General features: G+C 45.6%; 18 protein-coding genes. 8 read left to right on the forward strand and 10 right to left on the reverse strand.

Annotated elements, in window-relative coordinates:
* Positions 1-145 precede the first annotated feature (145 nt).
* From RTN07_RS01330 to cydD, 5 genes are all read right to left on the reverse strand, one after another.
* Positions 146-2,023, reverse strand: a complete 1,878-nt coding sequence (locus tag RTN07_RS01330) for a sensor histidine kinase (protein WP_312174973.1) — start codon at positions 2,021-2,023, stop codon at positions 146-148.
* Between the two features lie 68 nt (positions 2,024-2,091).
* Positions 2,092-2,760 carry a response regulator gene (locus RTN07_RS01335; RefSeq protein ID WP_050324180.1) on the reverse strand — a complete coding sequence of 223 codons (669 nt, stop codon included), beginning with the start codon at positions 2,758-2,760 and terminating at the stop codon, positions 2,092-2,094.
* A gap of 111 nt (positions 2,761-2,871) precedes the next feature.
* Positions 2,872-3,798, reverse strand: coding sequence for a PepSY domain-containing protein (locus RTN07_RS01340; RefSeq protein ID WP_312174975.1), 927 nt, complete (start codon positions 3,796-3,798; stop codon positions 2,872-2,874).
* Between the two features lie 223 nt (positions 3,799-4,021).
* Complete coding sequence (locus RTN07_RS01345) at positions 4,022-5,803, reverse strand: amino acid ABC transporter ATP-binding/permease protein (protein WP_312174978.1); 1,782 nt, start codon at positions 5,801-5,803, stop codon at positions 4,022-4,024.
* Between the two features lie 4 nt (positions 5,804-5,807).
* Entirely contained in the window at positions 5,808-7,505 is a 1,698-nt protein-coding gene (gene cydD / locus RTN07_RS01350) for a thiol reductant ABC exporter subunit CydD (RefSeq protein WP_312174980.1), read from the reverse strand.
* 456 nt (positions 7,506-7,961) lie between these two features.
* On the opposite strand from cydD, the gene RTN07_RS01355 reads away from it, so the two are divergent.
* The 6 genes from RTN07_RS01355 (at position 7,962) to RTN07_RS01380 (ending at position 14,218) form a co-directional block, all read left to right on the forward strand.
* Complete coding sequence (locus RTN07_RS01355; protein WP_312174982.1) at positions 7,962-9,590, forward strand: cytochrome ubiquinol oxidase subunit I; 1,629 nt, start codon at positions 7,962-7,964, stop codon at positions 9,588-9,590.
* The gene (cydB, locus tag RTN07_RS01360; protein ID WP_312175402.1) at positions 9,583-10,719 is read left to right on the forward strand and encodes a cytochrome d ubiquinol oxidase subunit II; all 1,137 of its coding nucleotides are present in this window, start codon (positions 9,583-9,585) and stop codon (positions 10,717-10,719) included. Before RTN07_RS01355 ends, cydB begins: the two co-directional genes overlap by 8 nt.
* A 32-nt stretch (positions 10,720-10,751) precedes the next feature.
* On the forward strand, positions 10,752-10,964 hold the full coding sequence (gene cydX, locus RTN07_RS10960) for a cytochrome bd-I oxidase subunit CydX (protein ID WP_083106179.1): 213 nt from the start codon (positions 10,752-10,754) through the stop codon (positions 10,962-10,964).
* 270 nt (positions 10,965-11,234) lie between these two features.
* Positions 11,235-12,521, forward strand: a complete 1,287-nt coding sequence (locus RTN07_RS01370; RefSeq protein WP_312175404.1) for an ammonium transporter — start codon at positions 11,235-11,237, stop codon at positions 12,519-12,521.
* Between the two features lie 107 nt (positions 12,522-12,628).
* Positions 12,629-13,393: a hypothetical protein gene (locus tag RTN07_RS01375; protein WP_312174985.1), complete on the forward strand. Its 765-nt coding sequence runs from the start codon at positions 12,629-12,631 to the stop codon at positions 13,391-13,393.
* A 252-nt stretch (positions 13,394-13,645) separates the two neighbouring features.
* A complete protein-coding gene (locus RTN07_RS01380; RefSeq protein ID WP_050324187.1) occupies positions 13,646-14,218 on the forward strand; it encodes a BLUF domain-containing protein in 573 nt (190 codons plus the stop codon).
* A gap of 159 nt (positions 14,219-14,377) precedes the next feature.
* On the opposite strand, the gene RTN07_RS01385 is transcribed toward RTN07_RS01380, so the two are convergent.
* Together RTN07_RS01385 and RTN07_RS01390 are read right to left on the reverse strand one after the other, a co-directional pair.
* Positions 14,378-14,953, reverse strand: a complete 576-nt coding sequence (locus RTN07_RS01385) for a BLUF domain-containing protein (protein ID WP_312174989.1) — start codon at positions 14,951-14,953, stop codon at positions 14,378-14,380.
* 160 nt (positions 14,954-15,113) lie between these two features.
* The gene (locus RTN07_RS01390; protein WP_312174991.1) at positions 15,114-15,545 is read right to left on the reverse strand and encodes a BLUF domain-containing protein; all 432 of its coding nucleotides are present in this window, start codon (positions 15,543-15,545) and stop codon (positions 15,114-15,116) included.
* A 188-nt stretch (positions 15,546-15,733) separates the two neighbouring features.
* Between RTN07_RS01390 and RTN07_RS01395 the strand changes: the two genes are divergently transcribed.
* Positions 15,734-16,678: an alpha/beta hydrolase gene (locus RTN07_RS01395; protein WP_312174993.1), complete on the forward strand. Its 945-nt coding sequence runs from the start codon at positions 15,734-15,736 to the stop codon at positions 16,676-16,678.
* A 230-nt stretch (positions 16,679-16,908) separates the two neighbouring features.
* On the forward strand, positions 16,909-18,363 hold the full coding sequence (locus tag RTN07_RS01400) for an NAD-dependent succinate-semialdehyde dehydrogenase (protein ID WP_312174996.1): 1,455 nt from the start codon (positions 16,909-16,911) through the stop codon (positions 18,361-18,363).
* 18 nt (positions 18,364-18,381) lie between these two features.
* Here RTN07_RS01400 and RTN07_RS01405 read toward each other — a convergent pair whose 3' ends face one another.
* From RTN07_RS01405 to RTN07_RS01415, 3 genes are all read right to left on the reverse strand, one after another.
* Complete coding sequence (locus RTN07_RS01405) at positions 18,382-18,513, reverse strand: hypothetical protein (protein WP_312174998.1); 132 nt, start codon at positions 18,511-18,513, stop codon at positions 18,382-18,384.
* Between the two features lie 91 nt (positions 18,514-18,604).
* Positions 18,605-19,111 carry a flavin reductase gene (locus tag RTN07_RS01410; protein WP_144917429.1) on the reverse strand — a complete coding sequence of 169 codons (507 nt, stop codon included), beginning with the start codon at positions 19,109-19,111 and terminating at the stop codon, positions 18,605-18,607.
* A 20-nt stretch (positions 19,112-19,131) separates the two neighbouring features.
* A complete protein-coding gene (locus RTN07_RS01415) occupies positions 19,132-20,187 on the reverse strand; it encodes a methionine synthase (protein ID WP_278932183.1) in 1,056 nt (351 codons plus the stop codon).
* Positions 20,188-20,261: the final 74 nt, after the last annotated feature.

Below are 20,261 nucleotides of genomic sequence, written 5' to 3' on the forward strand. Positions count from 1 at the left end.
CAAACATCTTAAAGTTGACTTCCGTTTTACCCAAGCATAGTTGTTGTACTTTATACCGCAATTATACGTTTGAGAAAACTAGATTGAACAATGATTTAAAAAAAGCAGCAATGATTTGACAAAATTACGTTGTTTTTGAGGCAGGCTAAAACACCAAGGTTACCGTTAAGCCTTGGGTGGTGGCAGTGGTTTGGGCGTTATTCTCAACCACTTGCGTAGGACTCAGATAAATATCGATATTGGCTTGTTGACAAATTTGATAAACAATCGATAAACCCAAGCCGGTACCGCCAATCACCGTCAAACCTGAATGGGCGCTTGTGTCTTTGGAGGAAAAAGATTTTTTCGCAGTATCACTATGGGTTTGTGTGCTACTTGGTTGTCCTTGCCCTTGTCCGTGTGCTAGGGATGCGCTTGACGCATTTTGATTGACGCGGTAAAAGGGTTGAAAGACGTCCTGATAATGGGCTGCATCAATGCCAATGCCGGTATCGGCAACTTGGACGATGAGTCGTTTTGCGCGGTGATTGGGTTTGTTGCTAGCGTTGTTCACCAACACAGGGGTCGGGGTCAATGGGTTAGCGAAGTTGGCATGGGTGGCATAGGTGTCTTGGGTGGCATAAGTGGAATCGGTGCTGCTTGACGTTTGTGTTAAATCTTCGATAGTCATCTGGTCAATGACAACCGCGATATTGCCTGTGGTTGGGGTGTATAAAATGGCATTTTGCAGTAGGTTTTTGAGGAGGATAAACAAGGCAGTTTCATCTACACTGACCTGCGTCGCGGACCCCCCCAGCGCGGTGAGATAGTTGTCAACCGACAGGGTTTGGTCTTTGCTATCGGCAATCGGAAATAGCAGTTTGATGGCTTCTCGTAGCACTGCGATTAAATCGGTGGGCGTGCGGGTGCGCTCGGTCAGCTGTGATTGCTGGGCTTCCATACGGGCAAGGGTGAGTAGCTGTTCCACCAGATGTTGATTGTGTTTCACTCTGACAGCGAGTTTATCAATGTTTTGTTTGAATTTGGCTTGCCTTGCAGGGTCGCTATACATCGCCGCGTCTTGACTGTATTTTTGCAGTTGTTGCACTTGCAGCGAGATTGCGGTCAACGGCGAGCGTAGCTCATGTGCTGCATCCGCGATAAAGCGATTTTGGTTTTGGATATGCGTGTCAACCCGTTGTAACAACGCATTGATTTCAATGACCAAGGGCATGAGCTCGCTGGGCAGAATTGAGCGATGTTGGCTGTCAGTGGGCAGCTCGATTAAGCTGAGATCTTGACCGTGACGCTTTGCCATTTGCCTAGCTAATAACTGAATCGGACGCAATACGCGCTTTAATACCCAAGGCAATAGTGCAAGCAGCAACAGGGTGGTTAGTAAAATTGGGATAATGGATTGCCAAGCCGATTTTAAGGCAATTTTTTTCTGCCATTCGACAGGTTGACGCACAAAAATCACCCGCCTTGGAGTGTCTTTACGAAAGACTTTCCAAATTTCACCATCAAGGGTTAATTCACTAAAACCGATAGGGGTGTTAATTAATTGCGGATGAGCCATAGGCGTAATAAAATTGGTGTCAATTTTGCCAAAACGGGCAGGGAAGATATCAACTTGCACACCATCTTTAACGCCTTGATACTGTAGTACGCTGCTTTCATCATTGGGTGAGAAAACAGTGGTCGGCGTGCTACTGCTAGGGGCAGAAGCTATCATAGCTGGTATAGACGGTATAGGCGGTGGTAAGTCATGCGGTAAAAGATTGTTATCTAGGTTTCGCCTATTGGGAATTAGTTCATGCGGGGGTGGTCGCACCGTTGAGCGCGAGCTAACCAGCTCAGCAAGATAGCTAAGATTGGTTTCTTGTGAGGTATTAAACTCTTGATAGGTATAGCAAAATACCGCAATCTGTACCAAAATGCCAATCGATAGTAACGTGCCAAGTATCCAAACCAGCAATTGTTTTTGTAGTGATTTTTGCAACGATTTTTGCAAGGATAGGGCGGTTTTTGTAGGGTTAGCCATGGTCATTTTCGTGGGTACTTGGCGGTCATTGTCTGGATATTTTTGAGCCTTTTTTCTATCGCTTTTTGTTAGTCTTGGGATTCGGCGCTGATATACCAGCCCAAACCACGGATGTTTTTAATCCGTTTTTGACCAATTTTTTTGCGCAGTCCATAGATTAAAAATTCAATGGCATTGCTTTCTATCCCAGCTTCCCAATTGTAGATAGAATTTTCCAATTCACTTTTTGAAAACACTTTATCGGGCGCGTTCATAAAAGTGGTGAGCAGCATGTATTCTTTGGCGGTAATATCGATTTCTATGCCGTCACGTTTGAGGCGTTTGGCATTGATATCAAGGGTTAAGTCGCTGACTTGTAGGGTGTTTTGGCTATTGCCCTGTGAGCGGCGCACCAATACACGCATACGAGCGAGTAATTCACTCATCGCAAACGGCTTAGTCATATAGTCGTCTGCCCCAGCATCCAGTCCTTTCACGCGGTCTTTGATTTGGTCTCGGGCGGTCAGCACCAGTACAGGCGTGTCGATTTTGGCACTGCGAAGCGTCTCTAACACGCTCATGCCGTCAATTTCTGGCAAGCCCAAATCCAGCAAAATCATGTCATACGCTTCGACTTTGAGGGTCAAAATCGCTTCTCGCCCATCTTTTGCCCAGTCTACTGCATAGGCTTCTTCTTCTAGACTATCAATCAGACTGTCGGCAATGAATACGTCATCTTCGACGAGTAATACTCTCATTGGATTACCTTTATAAACGAATACTGTTCAATAAATAGAATATAACACAAAAAACCGCCATTCTAAGAATGACGGTGTTGCTCATAGGCAAGGTTGCCATTTGTCGCTCAATTATGGCTGAGTAGGCGCACGACGTTTGAAGTCGTTGAATGATTTGACATCGCTCACAGCACCTGTTTGGGCATCAACTTTGACATGGTAGACTTCTTTACCTTTTACCACTTCAATCTGATAGCTTGGGGTTCTTGGTGATTGATTCTGGGCAGGGTTTGGTGCAGGCGGCATGCCTGTATTGTCCATTTGTGGGTCTCTGTTAGGGCGGCGGTGACCGTCACGAGGACCATGACCACCCATTTTACCCCCTTTATCCCCACCTAAATGGGCGCCAATGGCTTCACCACCCACTTGGCTTGCTGCCAATTGCATGGCGCGCTCTAGGCTGATATTGGTGGCAGGCGGCGCAGGCGGTTGATTGTTGTTGGGGTTGCCCATGTTATTGGGGCTATTAGGGTTATTGGGGTTGCCCATGTTATTGGTGTTATTGGGTTGTGGCGGACGCGCTGGGCGTGATGGCCGTGATGGCCATGATGGCATAGTTGCTTGGGTCACTTGACCATTAGACGCATTGACGATATAGAGTTGTGGTTGACCATTCGCATTAAGGGTCATGACCCGGTAGCCGACAATGTTGTCATCGGCGTTGTTGCCGCTACGGGCAGGATTTGGGTTGGGTCGGTTGCTATTGTCATGATATTGTACACCAACAATGCGTGTGTTCGCGGCTTGTTTTTGTACCAAGGCGACTGCTTGAGAGGCACTGATGCTGGCATTGGCGGCTGCTTGCGCGTTGGCTTGCATAGCTTGTAAGTGTTGCTCAAAGTTCTTGGCATTGGCCGGATGGCGTTTTTGCATTTTTTGCGCTTGTGGTGCCGCTGAGGTGCTCGCACAGGCGGTGACTGTCGCACCTGTAACGACACTAAGCAGAGCTACACTAAGCCCAGTGGCTAAAAATGAGGGGTTAAATTTTGCTAAGTTCATAGGTTTTCCTGCGGTTGTTAATATAGTTGTTGATAACCCTTGATTGGATAGTACTATCATACAAAAATTAAGACAGCAGAAACTTAGCGATAACGCAGAATCGAGCTAGGTAGGTTATAGCAATCGGATTAAAAAAATTTGCTTTAGATAAGCGCCTGCAGCAATGTTCAAAAATGTTTTTATCAATTTTTTTGCCTGTCAAATTAATTTTTCCCTAGACAGGTTAAATTAAAACATCAGGCTCAGGTAATTGCACGATATTAATTGGATGGTCAGTTTGCCAAAGATGGTGGGTGACAATGATTAAAATGCCTTGCTGCTGATGCTGTACCAGCATTTGCCACAGTGCTTCACGGCTTTTTTTATCAAGTCCTGCAAACGGCTCATCAAGCAGCAAGATTTTTTTTGGGCTAAGTAATAGCCGTGCCAAGGCAATGCGTCTGGCTTGTCCACCCGAGATGGCTTGCCCATATTCCCCTAGCGGGGTCTGTAATTGTAGCGGCTGATTGCGCGCCCAGTCTTTGAGTCCAACCTTACCCAGCACTTGCCAAAGCTGTTCATCACTGGCATCGGCGTTGCCCAATCTTAAATTGGTCGCCAAGGTCTGGTCAAAAATATCAATCTGTTGCCCCAGATAACCTGTGAGCGCGGGCGTATTGTGTAAAGCTAGCCAATCCATACCATTGAGCTCGATGCTGCCTTGCTGCGGTGCTAGTTCATGGGCTAGCACCTGTAACAGTGTTGATTTGCCCGCGCCCGAGCGCCCAGTAATCAATACCGGGATGCCTTGGGTGGCAGTCAAGCTGATAGCTTTGAAACCGACAATCGCCTGCGGCATTTTGGCAGCTAGCTGATTGATGGCGAGTGTGAGCGGCGCATTTAGGCGCGCAACATCAATGGGTAAAGGAGCTAAATCATGGTTTAAATCAGGCGTTAAATGATGGCTAGGTTGTAGCGAAGGATTGAGTAATTCATTGAGTTGATGTTTTGCTGCCAAACTATTGCCAAGGGCTAGCGAATGGGTGATTAACGGCGCTAGCAAGTCAGTCATCCCCATGATACCGAGGAATAGCGCAAGCAATATCGGCACACTGATGACAAGGGGGGTGTGATAAAAACCCACTAACAAGCCGACCAAAACCGCTGCAATCAGCCACTGCATGATCAGCATGACCAATGACTGGGCGCGCTGGATGCGCTTTTGCTGATGCGTATGTTGAGTGTCGACGCTGTTAAAAGCAGTCAATTCGGATTGCCAGCGCTGCCAAATCAATAAATGGGTAAGCGCCGATAGCGGATTGAGCAAACTGACACGCCTAGACTCTGCCAATGCCTGATGAGCGCGGGCGTGCTTGATACTGCGCCATGTCAGCAAGGCAGGTAGCATCAAACCCGCGATTAAAAACGTGGCAATCAGCACCGGGTTAACCTCATACTGATAAAGTAAGGTGGCTACTAGTAAGCTTGCGGTTGTCGCGACTAGCCAAGGCGATACCACGCGCAGTGGCAACTCATTGAGTACCTCAATATCATGGGTTAAACGGTGCATGGCATGGGTAGATTGTAGGGTACTTGATAAATTTGCCAGTGGCAGGCGTGCAAACTGGGTAAAAAACCGCACTCGCAGCCGCTGCAACAAACCAAACACCGCATGGTGGGACACCATCATTTCACCATAGCGTCCTGCGGTACGTATCATCGCCATCACACGGATAATCGCTGCCGGTACCAGATAATTAAAACTGTGTGAGCCCAGCGCCACCATACCCGCCATTGCTGCCGCAGAAATAAACCACCCTGACGTCATCAATAGCCCAATCACCGATAACGCAGTCATTATGCCTAACAAGGCAGCAATGAGCCATTTATCTAGCTGCGTGCTAAACAGCTGGGTTAAACGAAAGGTTTGATGACTGTTTGCTTTTTTTTGCCGGTGAGTTTTGACAAGGTTATTTTGACTAATAAGCCTATTTTCACTATTGTTTTCACAATTAGAGTCTGTCATACCGTTACGCCTTCGCCAAAGTAGATGCAATATCAACGCTTATTTGCCGATCCAGCCAAGGCAGGTTTGTGGCATCGTGCGTCACCCATAACACGGTTTTCCCCCTCGTCACTTGTTGTAATAGCGCATTAATCTCGGCTGCGGTGTCACTATCTAAATGCTCAGTGGGTTCATCGAGTAGCCAAAGCTGTGCGTCTTGCAAGAGTAACTGGGCTATTGCCAATCGTCGCTGCTGTCCACCGGACAAGCCGCTACCACGTTCACCTAACTGAGTATCTAGCTGATTTGGCAGTGCTTTTATCAAAGGTTTTAACCCCACTTGCGCAAGAATTTGCCATAATTTGTCATCACTGGCGGTTGGGTTTGGCAGGCGCAAATTATCGGCGATACTCATCGGCAGTAGCATGGTTTGCTGTGACAAATAGGCGATTTGGTGGCGAAATTGCGTGGAATTGATGGTGTTAAAATTTTGGTTGTCAATAAAAATATCGCCTTGGTAGGCACAAAAACCCAAAAAAATTTGCAATAGGGTGGATTTGCCGCTGCCACTTTGACCGACAATCGCTAATCGTTCCCCTGCGGCAATAGCGAAACTTAACGGCGCGAGCCGTGTGCGCTGCTGATGATTGACCCAAATATTATCTGCGTCAATGGCAGGGGGCGCAGTTAATATAAAGGGGTTAGCTTTTGTTTTTTCCGCTGACGCAAACGCTAACAACGGTGATAATTCAGCAATCGCACCTTCCGCTTGCGCTTTAACATGATAATCCGCGCCCAACTGACGTAGCGGGGCATAAAATTCGGGTGCCAACAGCAGCAAAAATAGCGCCGACTGGTAAGGCACAGGCACCGTGTTTTTTTGCCAGGGTAAAATACCGATTAAACCAAAACCCAAATACACGGCAAGTAGCGCAATCGACAGCGCGGCTAACAGTTCTAGCGCTGCGGTGTTTAAAAACGCAATTTTGAGTACCGACATGGTGCGGATACGGTAGGCCTCGGCTGAGGCGTCGATGTCTTGACTCGCGTGCCCGACAGCATCCAGCCGTTGCAGTGTCGCTGTGCCACGTAACCAATCCAAAAATCGCCCACTCAGCTGTGCCATCGCGGCAAATTGTTGCCGACTTTTACGAGCGGTGGCATGACCAATTAATACCATAAACACAGGAACTAGGGGTGCGGTCAGCAGTAAAATCAGCGTCGCCATCCAGCTTTGGGTCGCAGCGGCGACTAATAGCATTATAGGCGTGGTCACCACAATCAGTCGCTGCAGGTAAAAACGGCTGACATAGCCCGTTAAGGCGTCACATTGCTCAATCACCATACTGGCAAGCCCGCCATCACTGCCATACTGGTCGCGCGCCGCACCTACTTGTGCCAGTTTTTCAACTAGCGTTTTTCGTAGGATGCTGGCTACTTGTAGTCCCGCGTCTAACGCCAGCTGGTCTTTGCAAAAATGCAGTAAAGGACGTAGCAACAGACATCCCATCAGCCACGGCAGATAATCAAAAAATACGTCAGTGGCAGGGCGGTGATGGGTAATTTGTGTTAACCAATCTGCAAAGATGACCGCAATCAGCCAAGACTGCACAATCAATACCAGCGTGGACACAACTGACAGTCCCCATGCCATATAAATCGGTCGCTTTGCCATAGCGGCATAGTGACGAAGGGTTTGGTTGACAGCAGAAGTTTCAGACATGGTTGGTTAACAGTAACGATAAAATCAATGGACATATCATAGCGTATCAAGCACGGGTTAGGTACGACAAATCATGCTCATCAAGGCAATGAGACAAAAAAGTGTAAACACCGTGCCCACCAATGAGGGTTGATAATACCTTGATAAAGGCATATAAAAAGCCATATAAAAGACAATTAAATAAGTAAAGCGATGAACGAGCCCACTTTAAAATACTACCCTCAAGAGACCCATAAACTATTACTCATTCAACTATCACCATCTTTGACATGGTATGAGAAGATGGTAGCAGCAACGCAATACTAATCATAGTATTTTGTAGTCGGGTGCGACATTATGCCGCATGACAAATAATTTATAGATTTATATAATGTTTGTAAATAAAAAATTACCCTTTTTTAAACCACGCATGAGGGTAATTGACATCTGAATTGGTTGTCAAACCAAGGAGTCAACATGATAACAGAACATCTCGTCGATATCTCCCGTCTGCAATTTGCAGTCACGGCGTTATATCATTTTTTATTTGTACCACTCACACTGGGCATGGTGTGGCTGCTGGTCATCATGGAATCGATGTACGTGATGACAGGTAAAGAAGTGTGGAAAGACATGACGCGTTTTTGGGGCAAACTGTTTGGCATCAACTTTGCCTTGGGTGTCACCACCGGCATCACCATGGAGTTCCAGTTTGGTACCAACTGGGCTTATTACTCACAATATGTGGGCGATGTTTTTGGTGCGCCGCTTGCCATTGAAGGCTTGATGGCGTTTTTTTTAGAATCGACCATGGTCGGCCTGTTTTTCTTTGGTTGGGATAGACTGTCACGCGGACAGCATTTACTGGTGACTATGTTAATGGCGCTGGGTACCAACCTATCCGCGTTGTGGATTTTGATCGCCAATGGGTGGATGCAAAATCCGGTTGGCGCAGAGTTTAGTTACCAAACCATGCGCATGGAAATGACCGATTTTGCGGCAGTATTATTTAACCCTGAGGCGCAAAACAAATTCGTGCATACCGTCTCTGCCGGCTATACGGTGGGAGCAACCTTTGTGCTTGCCATCTCATCGTGGTATCTGCTCAAAAAACGCGATGTCGAATTTGCCAAACGTAGCTTTCAAGTCGCGGCGGCATTTGGTTTTGCGTCGATTTGTAGCACCATCGTACTGGGTGATGAGTCGGGTTATTCCATTGGCTTGGCACAGCAAACCAAAATGGCAGCGATAGAGGCGATGTGGGAAACCGAGCCTGCGCCTGCCAGTTTTAATTTGATTGCAGATATCAACCAAGCCGAGCAAAAAAACAACTGGGCAGTACAAATTCCGTATGTGATGGGCTTGATTGGGACGCGCTCGCTGGATACCCCGATTTTGGGCATCCATGACATCAAAATCATCAATGAAAAACGCATCATCAATGGTCAAAAAGCGGTATTGCTACTGGATCAATTACGCAGTGCACCCCCAGGTTCAACCCCAAATCCTGTGACAGTGGCGGAATTTGAAAAGGTAAAAAAAGACTTGGGCTTTGGGTTATTGCTCAAACGCTATTCGCCAGATGTCAGCCAAGCCACGCCGGCAATGATTAAACAAGCCACCGATGCCACCATTCCACCTATTATTCCGATGTTCTGGTCATTTCGTGCCATGGTGGGCTTGGGCTTTTTATTGTTGGCATTGTTTACGATTAGTCTTTGGTCAAGTGTCAAAGATAACTTTATCCAAAAACCTTGGCTGTTACGTTGGGCATTATTGATGCTCCCTGCGCCTTGGCTTGCTGCTGAATTTGGTTGGTTTGTTGCCGAGTATGGGCGTCAACCTTGGACGATTTATGGCATGTTACCAACGTATTTTTCAGTCTCCAACATTAGCGTGGCAAATGTCTATGCCTCGCTGGCGGGATTTGTTGGTTTTTATACGGTGCTGCTGATGATTGAAATGTACTTGATGGTGAAATATGCCCGTAAAGGACCTGCGAGTCTAGGTACCGGCAAATACTATGGCGAAGATACTCACAAGGTTCATGTGAGTCCTTCATTAAATTTGCCCCATGATACAGCCGAGGTGAATCATGTTGTTTGATTATGAAACACTCAAAATTATTTGGTGGTTATTGGTCGGTGCGCTGCTCATTGGGTTTGCTATCATGGATGGGCATGATATGGGTGTGTGTTCGTTACTGCCTTTTGTCGGCAAAGATGATGAAGAGCGCCGGGTGATTATCAATACCATTGGTCCGCACTGGGAAGGTAACCAAGTATGGTTTATCACGGCAGGTGGCGCGATTTTTGCGGCATGGCCGATGGTGTATGCCACGGCCTTTAGCGGTTTTTATTGGGCTTTGATGGCAGTGTTGTGGGCGTTGTTTTTCCGCCCGGTGGGGTTTAAATATCGCAGTATGATACACAATCCAACCTGGCGCAAAGCGTGGGACTGGGGGTTGTTTGTCGGTTCATTTATCCCGGCTGTGGTGTTTGGCGTGGCATTTGGTAACTTGTTTTTAGGCGTGCCTTTTAGTTTTAATAACCATTTGGTATCGACTTACACAGGCTCTTTTTGGACATTGCTTAATCCATTTGCCCTACTGTGTGGCTTAATCAGTGCGTCTATGTTGATTATGCAAGGGGGAGCGTATTTGGCGCATCGCACCCTTGATGAGGTACAAAATCGTACCATTAACTACGCTGCTATCAGTAGTCTAGTGATGGCGGTGTTGTTTGTGATAGCAGGGGTATGGATACAATCGATTGACGGCTATCATATCACTAGCCACATTGACCCCCAAGCCTTACCAAATGTGCTCAATAAAGAAGTGACGCGTCAAGCGGGCGCATGGATGGCAAATTATCATCAGTATCCGCTGGCATGGGCATTCCCTGCACTTGGTGTCATCATGCCGATTGTCACGGCAATATTGTTAAAAGCGCGTAAAACCTTGATCGCATTTATTGCCTCCAGTATTGCTGTGCTTAGTGTGATTATGACGGCAGGGGTGGCGCTGTTTCCGTTTGTCATGCCATCCTCTAGCGACCCACGTTCAAGCTTGACGGTTTGGGACAGTGTATCGAGTCATCTTACCTTGATGATTATGTTGTTTGTCGTGGTGGTGTTATTACCGATGATTGTAGGTTACACCAGCTGGGCCTATAGCGTGATGCGCGGTAAAGTGACCAAGGCTTATGTTCGAGAGCAAGAGCATTCACTTTACTGACCCAAATCAAGGCAACTTAATAGGAGAACACAATGTGGTATTTTGCGTGGATATTAGGATTGGGGTTTGCGGTATTATTGGCGATTTTAAACGCGCTGTGGCTTGAAAATGCCGATGCGCGTAATAAAGCCTTTAATCCAAAAGCTAAGGACGATAATCCCACCAATGATGGTACGGTGACAGAAGGCAATCCCACTGAAGATATCCATAAAACAGGCAACACTTCAGATAACGAGTCCTTATAGCCATCAAATTCAACCATTAGCGCTTTAAGTCACCACGGCTTAAAGCGCTTTTTTATGCGCTTTCAAAACCCGCTATTTTTTAATCATTTTCTTATTTGGTACACAATTTGCGTTCCTTGTCTTGGCAAAACTGATTAATACTTGGGCGATAATTTTTTATCGAGGGCATAAGGGCATAAGGGCAAAAGTTTCATGAGAAAGTTAAACAATACGGTTCAACGGCATACGAGTAAACGGCTTAAGAAAGCCTATAAATGGCTATTATCCGTGATGGTTTTTTATCAACATTCCTCGGTATACGCTGCGACGCCCACCAATGAGCAGCTATATGACTACCAAAATGTGATGTGGGTGGTTATTGGCGGTTTGCTGGTGTTCTTTATGCAGGCGGGCTTTGCGCTCATTGAAGCAGGCTCAGTGCGTAGTAAAAATACCGTGAATGTGTTGATGAAAAACTACACCGATATGGCGATTGGCGGATTAATTTTTTATATCTTGGGCTACGGTTTGATGGCAGGCAACAACCCGACAGGTTACGTGGGTCAAAGCGAGTTTTTACCAGAGCAGCTTAGCAATATGCAATGGGCACATTTGTTTTTTCAGATGATGTTTGCTTCCACCGCCGCCACCATTGCCAGTGGTGCGATGGCGGAGCGCATTAAATTTTCAGGGTATCTGATTGGTACGTTGATGACTTGCGGATTGATTTATCCAGTCGTAGCCAGTTGGGCATGGGGCGGCTATTATGGCGGTCAAGGCTGGCTTGCCCAGCTTGGATTTATTGATTTTGCAGGCTCTTCGGTAGTGCACTCTGTCGGTGGGTGGTTAGCGCTCGCGGGTATTATCGTGCTTGGACCGCGTATTGGTCGCTTTGCCCCTGATGGCACGCCGCGTTTGATTGCCGGTCATAATCTCACGCTTGTCACATTGGGCGGCTTTATTCTATGGTTGGCGTGGTTTGGATTTAACGCAGGTTCTACACTGACTAGCTCAGGTAATTTGGGCAAAATCATGCTAAATACCCACCTAGCAGGGGTGAGTGCGGTGACGGCTTATTTGGTGATTTCAGGGGTGATGCGTAAGGCGATTTTATTGAGTGATACGGTCAATATCAGTCTTGCAGGGTTGGTCGCCATTACCGCAGGCTGTGCGACCATGTCACCTGTGTATGCGATTGTTACCGGTGTGGGTGCATGTTTGTCGTATTTGGCAGTGAAGCGGTTGTTGGACAAGGTTCAAATGGATGATGCGGTGTATGCCGTTGCCGTGCATGTGGGCGGCGGTGTGTGGGGTACGCTGGCAGCAGGGCTGTTTTATGAAGGTGATTTATTCAGCACCCATCGTATCATCGTACAGCTGATGGGCATCGGGGCAATGTTTGTCTGGTCGTTTGGACTGGGTATGGTGGTGTATTTTGTGATAGAAAAAACCATCGGTCTTCGGGTACCTGCACAGCATGAGCAACGTGGGCTTGACTTTACCGAACATGCCGAAGGGGCTTACCCTGAATTCCAAGATAGCTTATTTAGTCAGCAAACGCTAACTGAGCGGCACTAGTTTTAAATTTTTGCGGTGTCTGGGTGCTCCGTCATCACAGGTGCCCGACCCAATACAGTCATTTGCGTCAATTGTAATTTTATTAACTTTAAATATTTGGCACCGTCATGAACAAAGAAGCTACTATCAAATCTGCGTTAACACCGTTTTTAAAAGATGCTGATATACGTAAAGCCATGGACATCTTTCATAAAGATTATGCCGATATTACGCCCTACCAAATCCAGCGTTTTGTCCATGAAATTACGCAAGACAACGCAACCAAAGAATATCGCTCAAATATCCGTCGAAGTTTGATGAAAGCGCTGAGTGATTACCAAATGGGTGCAGCCAACCCCCAATCGATGACCCATGATATCCCTAATTTGGGGCAAAATAGCCCAGTCACTTACCCATCATCCAGTCAAGTAGCTATCTCTAACCAAAAACCTGACGCAATATCTAGCCCAATATTTAGCCAAACATCTAACCAAATGGCCGCCTTTGAGTTACTGATTGATAGTTTTATGGCGCAATTTTCACCATTATTGGGCAGCCAAATTTTAGACAGTGTCCGGCAGACGATTCATCAGCATCATAATTCATCAAAATCCCGTGGTTTTGGGCTATTAGCTCGCAAGGCAGAAACCAATCAGGCTTTAACCTTAACCATGATTCACTTTTTTGATCAGTTTTTTGGTGGGGACAAACAAAGTGCGTTGACAATGTCGTTGACCGATGCGGATACAGCAGGGTTTAGAACTATCTTATCATTATTTTATCAGCAAGCGTGTCAATGGGCGGGGCCTACTGATGCAGATATTGCTTTGGCGCAGGCAAACAAGATTGCCAAAGCTAAGTTTGACGTATCTTTGGTTGAAAAATTTATGTAGAATGCCATTTATATAAAATAATACGGATTGACAGTATCATAGTACAATTTTTATGCAGACCTAAAGATGCTAAATGGCAAGTTTCAAGTTCATTTTATTTTCAGGTCCATTTTAGAGAGTTTAGCACTGCGCTTGATGCTGTATTGTAGCTTAATTTTATGAGACCAATTCTAGGTGTCATAAGATTAAGTTTTTTTTAACCGATGAAAATTTATTGCAACTGGCTTCCCTCACAAATTTTCGGAAAATGTCATGAATCATCAAATTCAGTATTATGTTTACGCCAGTAAAATAAATTTGACCCAAATTTTTGACCACAATTTATTCACTGATATTCGCGAGCAAGCCCAGTCCAACAATCAACACCATCATATTACGGGGTTTTTATTGTTTAAGGATGGCAAATTTTTGCAGTATATTGAAGGTCAAAAAGCGGTATGTGAACAATTATTTAACACCATAAAGCAAGACCGACGACATAAAGAGATGGTGGTGTTAGACCAGGGACAGTTAGAAAAACGCTATTATCAGCAATGGCTGATGAATTGTTATAACATGGATGAAAAAACCCAAACCCTTGAACTGCTTAATCTTCCAGATATGGTGTACGACTTTGATATTTATCATTGGAGCCAAGCTCACGTACATGAGGTGATGTCACTAATGGCAAAAAACCATTTGCTTGGCATGACACCCCAAACAGGCAGTTTTTTCTCGGTGGTTTATCGCCGCTTTATGCGGCAGAATAAAAAATATTTAATCATTCAACTGCTGATATTAGGTATGTTTTTCATCAGTTTATTGTTCTTAAAAAGCAACTATTAATAGCAAACATTGATTAACGCGATAGGGTATGAGCCTACAGTGAAGACTACCAAATACCCAATAAAGACGTCGCAACAATTGAGTTTAAACCGCGTCGCTATCTTGCGCTTGCGTAAGCGTTTAATGGTTAGCCTTTTTTGCCATCAGATTGGCAAAAATTTACAGGTCAATTAACAACATAAATATCACCAACCATGGAACCGTGATGATGGTGAACATGAAAAAAAGGTGTTTTCTAACACGGTGTTTGATGATGGCGCCGATATAGCTTCCTGTTTTGACTTGGTAGGGCGCAATATCAGCAGCATCGCGCTCATAGAATGCAACCATATCATTGAGTAATTGCTCGACCTGTTCGGTCTGCCATTGGTAGGTTTCAAACTTTGCTAACAGCTCGCTAATTACTGGGACTGTATGGGATATGCCGGGTGTCACGCATAGCATATCGCATTGCTTAAAGCGTTTAGCAGGGGTGGTACCTTGATGGATAAGGTGAATTTTATGGTGGCGTTTATCATGGGTGATAGCGAGGTACAAATTCGCTATATACATTTCACTACCTTCCATAAAATGCAGAAAGCGACCATCTTTAAATAGGATAAAACCCATGATGCCGGTTTTTTGATTATTATCTCTGGCACTTTGATAAATCTGGGTAAATGTGCTGGGCTTTAAAGCGGCTGACCAAGTAAGCGAACTGGTATAAGTTAGGTAGTAAGTAGGGGGAGACATCATCGTAGAACTCCTCAGCCATACTCTTTATATGTTACTTTGAGTGTAGCATAATAATTTTTAATGTTATTATTAATTTAGCATCTTTTATTAAAACTAAAGTATAACCCTTAATTCATACAAAAATAAATTAAAGTTTATAAATTTTTTTAGGGTAAAAATTTTAATTATTTTTATGGTGCTGTGTTTGCATATCTGTGATTAGCTCGTTCACCTCCGATGACTGCCAATCGGTGGGGTTAAACGCTTGAAATAGTCTGCTAATGGATAAATTATTCACATCCTTATCAATGTCAATACAGTACATATCCCATTTTTTGAACCGCGGCTGCTCCCGATAACCCTCGGTAATTATTTTTAAATTTTTATGGCGATAATCTTTAAGTAAATCTTGGTACAGGTGAGTGACCAATGCCTTATCCCCTTCCAAGTATTGAAAAAAATGCCCATTTTTGAATAGCAAAAATCCCGTGATGTGTTGAGCATGATTGTTTTGCCTAGAAATCTGCTCGATAGTTTTGAAAGTAAACGGATTAATCGCGCCTAGTAAGGTGATTTTACTGGTGTAAGTTAAATAATAAATAGCATCACACATAACGATATCCAACATAAGGTTACCGCTGTTACTAATTCACTACAGCAGGCATTTGATTAACGCTTATAAGCGATTATACTTAACAAAAAACCATCCTCTTACATAAATATTTAATCATTTCAAATTTAACGTCCTGATTTAAAAACTTACTTGCTTAAAAAAGAGAAACCCTTAACAAAGAGAAACCTATGCCAAATTCATTGACCCACGCTACAAAACACCCGTCATCCGCCACCGTCCGCTTGAATAAATTCAAACTTGGCGCTGCTGCGGTTATAGCCATTGTGGGGTTAAGTTTGACAGGCTGTCATGCCATGGCGACAAAAAACGCACCCATCGCAGCAAAAGCTGATAGCACTAGCACGGTATCAAATGGTATTAAAATCATCAAAAATATTGCCTATGGCACAGATGCCCGGCAACAACTCGATATTTATACCCCGGCAGACGGTCAGCGTCACCCTGTGTTGATATTTGTATACGGGGGCAGCTGGCAACATGGCAAACGCCAAACCTATGGCTTTGCCGGTAAGCAGTTTGCCAAGTCGGGCTACACCACAGTGGTGGTGGATTATCGCTTAGCCCCTGCAAACGTATTCCCAGATTATGTGCTCGATACAGCCAGCGCCATGGGTTGGGTGTATCGCAATATCGCCCAATATGGCGGCAATCCTAATCAGCTATTTGTCATGGGGCATTCGGCAGGGGCGTTTAATGTGGTATCTGCGGTGGATGATAGCCGTTTTTGGAAAACCACCGGCATTCCCAATAAGGCAATATTAGGCGTGATTGGACTAGCAGGGCCGTATGATTACGATTTTCGTAGCGGTACTACCAAAGTTGCCTTTCCAGCTGATAGCACCCGCCAGCAAGTGATGCCTGTGTATCATATCCGCCAAGATGTACCCCCGCATTTGTTGGTCACAGGCAGTAAAGACAGGCTTGTCTACCCACAAAATGCTGATAGCCTACAAAAAGCGCTGACCCAAGCAGGCGGCAAGGTGGAACGGGTGCAAGTCCCTGCCACTCATGCAGGCATCGTCATTGGACTGGCAACACCGTTACAGTCTTTTTATCCCACCTTTAACAAGGTCAATGATTTTATGCAGCGGCATTTACCCGCAGCGCAGTGAGAAAAATTTCCAACAAAAACTTTAAAGAAAAACGTCCAAGAAAAGATTTAAAGCAGCGGCAAGTTTCACCGACTCATTTTACTGTCTAGATTTTACTGCATAGACAGCTGCTGCAATATAATGACGCTTTTCCACACAGCCGCTATCCGCTTATAATAAACGGCATTGACCCGCTTATCATAAAAAAGTTTTCACTATCCTCATAACAACATAACGAACAGGACTTCCTAATGCTACCAATCAAAGACCCAACCTTACTCAAAACCCAATCACTCATTGACAACCAATGGACGGACGCCACGACAGGCGACACCATTGATGTCACCAATCCATTTGACAACCAAGTGATTGCCACCATACCCAGTCTAGAAAAATCCCAAGTCATCGACGCCGTCGCCATCGCCCACAAAGCGCAAATAGACTGGGCACAAAAAACCGCCAACGAGCGCGCCGCTATTTTAAACAACTGGGCAGATTTGATCGACCAAAATAAAGAAGATTTGGCAGTAATTATGACCGCCGAGCAAGGCAAGCCAATCACCGAATCGCGCGGTGAAATCGGCTATGCCAATAGCTTTATTCGCTGGTTTGCCGAAGAAGGCAAACGCATCTATGGTGACATCATCCCTAGCACCAACAAAGACCTACGCTACGTGGTGTTAAAACAACCGATTGGCGTATGCGCAGCGATTACCCCTTGGAATTTCCCCGCCGCCATGATTACCCGCAAAGTTGCCCCTGCCTTGGCCGCTGGCTGCAGCATAATTGTCAAACCTGCCACTGAAACACCCTTGACCGCACTGGCGCTAGGGGAGCTGGCGGTACGTGCAGGCTTTCCTGCAGGCTTGCTACAAATCGTCACCGGTAAATCTTCAGTGATTGGTGAAGTGCTCACCCAAGATGAGCGTATCCATAAATTGTCATTCACTGGCTCCACCGAAGTTGGTCGCACTTTGATGGCGCAGTGCGCCTCCACGGTCAAAAAACTCTCAATGGAGCTTGGCGGCAACGCGCCCTTTATCGTCTTTGATGATGCCGACTTAGAAAAAGCGGCAAGTGGGCTTATCGCTTCCAAATACCGTAACGCGGGGCAAACCTGCGTCTGTGCCAATCGCGTGTATGTGCAAGCAAGTATCAAAGACAAATTTTTAGCCATCTTCAAACAAAAAGTAGAAGCCTTAAAAGTCGGTAACGGTATGACAGAGGGCACAAATATCGGTCCACTAATTAATAAAGACGCCATGGACAAAGTCGAGCAGTTACTTGAAGATGCGGTCAACAAAGGCGCGACCGTGGTCACCGGTGGAAAGAAACACAGCGCGTCAGATTTAAGCTTTGAACCGACCATTATCACGGGTATTACCGATGACATGGACATTGCTACTCAAGAGATTTTTGGTCCGATTGCGCCCGTGTTTGTGTTTGATAGCGATGAGGAAGTGATTGCCCATGCCAACAACACGATTTATGGACTAGCGGCGTATTTTTATACCCAAAGTCTAGCTCGCTCGTGGAAAGTGTGTGAGGGGCTTGAATATGGTATGGTCGCCCAAAACACCGGGCTGTTATCAACCGAAGTTGCACCGTTTGGGGGTGTGAAGCAATCAGGCTTTGGGCGTGAAGGTTCAAAATATGGGATTGAAGACTATGTGACTACCAAGTATTGGTGTATTGATGTCCAATAATAGTTAAATCGTCCAAATTCATGGCATACGTTGCCATGATTGCCCGTTACATTCAACCAGTTGTAGGACGATGTTGAGCGGTGTTTGCCCCATATGTAGCATGGTAAATTTGTATAAATCCGTGTCCAACAAAGACTTAATAATCGCCATCAGTCATCCTAAATTCTGTAACTACCGATATGAGTGACTACTTTAGCATTAATTCGCTGGGATTGTACAAAATCTGACTCGGTGCTTGGCATTATGGTTGGCTGGGCGTATCAACTTTAATTTTATTGACGGCATGGTATTCACGGTTAAAATACACCAAGCCTGTCTGGTCTTTGCCTTGTTGTATGGCTTCGATACGACAAATAAAAATCCCGTGTGTGCCGACTTCTTGGATTTGCTCGATTTGGCAATCAAAGCTCACCAAGGCATTGTCCAAAATCGGTGATTGGGTCATCAAGGTATGCCATGTGCCATGCTCAAAGCGCGCTTGCGCTTCGAGTTTTGAGGCAAAAACCGCGGATAATGGTGCATGATGATCAGCCAGCACATTCACCGCCAATACCTTGTTTTGCACGAAATATTCATACGAGCGTGAGGCGGTATTCATACATACCAGCAAGGTCGGTGGGGTATCGGTTACACTGCACACCGCCGATGCAGTAAAGCCATGACGACCCGCAGGGCCATCGGTAGTGACCACATTGACCGCAGCCGATAACATCGACATGGCATTTCTAAAATCAGTAACGTCAACCATTGTTTTTTCCAAAGTACTTTTTAAATTATTAGGTCGTCCAATTGATGCGTGGCTAAATAGTCATTTCGGACGAGCTTGGCGCCTTGTGCTAAGGCAGACAACTTGCCTTGTGCCACATCACGGGGGAGCGGCGCCATCCCGCAATTGGTACAAGGGTACAAATTTTTGGCATCCACAAACTGCAAGGCTTTATGCAGCGTTTCTGCCACTTGTTCAGGCGTTTCTATCTGATGCGTCGCCACATCAATCGCGCCCACCATCACTTTTTTGCCACGAATCAATTCGATAAGTTCCATCGGTACGCGCGAATTGTGACACTCCAGCGACACCATATCAATCGCCGATTGCTGTAGTTTGGGGAAGATGGCTTCATACTGTCGCCATTCACTGCCCAAGGTTTGTTTCCAATCGGTATTGGCTTTGATACCATAACCATAACAGATATGGACGGCAGTGTCACATTTCAACCCTTCGATAGCACGTTCGAGTGCCGCAATGCCCCAATCATTAACTTCATCAAAAAATACATTAAAGGCAGGCTCATCAAATTGAATAATATCAACCCCTGCCGCCTCGAGTTCTTTGGCTTCTTGGTTGAGTAGGGTAGCAAATTCCCAAGCCAGTTTTTCGCGGCTGCCGTAGTATTGGTCACTTAAGGTATCAATCATGGTCATGGGTCCAGGTAGCGCCCATTTGATAGGTTTGTCTGTGTGCTGACGTAAAAATTTGGCGTCCTTCGCAAATACCGATTGCGGGCGCGACACCGCACCTACCACAGTCGGCACACTGGCTTCATAGCGATTGCGAATTTTTACCGTAGCGCGATTGGCAAAATCAACCCCATCTAGATGCTCAATAAAGGTGGTGACAAAATGTTGGCGGGTTTGCTCGCCATCACTGACAATATCAATGCCTGCCGCTAATTGCTGCTGCAATGATACTAATAACGCGTCTTGTTTGCCTTGGACAAGCGCGCTGTCTGTCAGCTTCCAAGGTGACCAAAGTTGTTCAGGTTCGGCAAGCCAGCTTGGTTTAGGCAGGCTACCTGCCGTTGATGTTGGAAAAAGTGTCGTCATTGTTTTCTCTTTAATTGTTGGGTGTCAGCAAAAACTGCTTAAGCGACTTACTAAGCTACTTGGGTTAAGCTACT

The organism is Moraxella sp. CTOTU46934 (genome assembly GCF_031979465.1).
GTDB classification, from domain to species: Bacteria; Pseudomonadota; Gammaproteobacteria; order Pseudomonadales; family Moraxellaceae; genus Faucicola; species Faucicola tetraodonis.

Bases quoted from the DNA above. Each gene is read 5' to 3' on its own strand.
- RTN07_RS01330 (WP_312174973.1), bottom strand. From the start codon at position 2,023: ATGGCTAACCCTACAAAAACCGCCCTATCCTTGCAAAAATCGTTGCAA.
- RTN07_RS01340 (WP_312174975.1), bottom strand. From the start codon at position 3,798: ATGAACTTAGCAAAATTTAACCCCTCATTTTTAGCCACTGGGCTTAGT.
- RTN07_RS01385 (WP_312174989.1), bottom strand. From the start codon at position 14,953: ATGATGTCTCCCCCTACTTACTACCTAACTTATACCAGTTCGCTTACT.
- RTN07_RS01415 (WP_278932183.1), bottom strand. From the start codon at position 20,187: ATGACGACACTTTTTCCAACATCAACGGCAGGTAGCCTGCCTAAACCA.
- RTN07_RS01345 (WP_312174978.1), bottom strand. From the start codon at position 5,803: ATGACAGACTCTAATTGTGAAAACAATAGTGAAAATAGGCTTATTAGT.
- RTN07_RS01410 (WP_144917429.1), bottom strand. From the start codon at position 19,111: ATGGTTGACGTTACTGATTTTAGAAATGCCATGTCGATGTTATCGGCT.
- RTN07_RS01395 (WP_312174993.1), top strand. From the start codon at position 15,734: ATGCCAAATTCATTGACCCACGCTACAAAACACCCGTCATCCGCCACC.
- cydX (WP_083106179.1), top strand. From the start codon at position 10,752: ATGTGGTATTTTGCGTGGATATTAGGATTGGGGTTTGCGGTATTATTG.
- RTN07_RS01400 (WP_312174996.1), top strand. From the start codon at position 16,909: ATGCTACCAATCAAAGACCCAACCTTACTCAAAACCCAATCACTCATT.
- RTN07_RS01405 (WP_312174998.1), bottom strand. From the start codon at position 18,513: ATGGCGATTATTAAGTCTTTGTTGGACACGGATTTATACAAATTTACC.
- RTN07_RS01355 (WP_312174982.1), top strand. From the start codon at position 7,962: ATGATAACAGAACATCTCGTCGATATCTCCCGTCTGCAATTTGCAGTC.
- RTN07_RS01390 (WP_312174991.1), bottom strand. From the start codon at position 15,545: ATGTGTGATGCTATTTATTATTTAACTTACACCAGTAAAATCACCTTA.
- RTN07_RS01370 (WP_312175404.1), top strand. From the start codon at position 11,235: ATGGTTTTTTATCAACATTCCTCGGTATACGCTGCGACGCCCACCAAT.
- cydD (WP_312174980.1), bottom strand. From the start codon at position 7,505: ATGTCTGAAACTTCTGCTGTCAACCAAACCCTTCGTCACTATGCCGCT.
- RTN07_RS01380 (WP_050324187.1), top strand. From the start codon at position 13,646: ATGAATCATCAAATTCAGTATTATGTTTACGCCAGTAAAATAAATTTG.
- RTN07_RS01375 (WP_312174985.1), top strand. From the start codon at position 12,629: ATGAACAAAGAAGCTACTATCAAATCTGCGTTAACACCGTTTTTAAAA.
- RTN07_RS01335 (WP_050324180.1), bottom strand. From the start codon at position 2,760: ATGAGAGTATTACTCGTCGAAGATGACGTATTCATTGCCGACAGTCTG.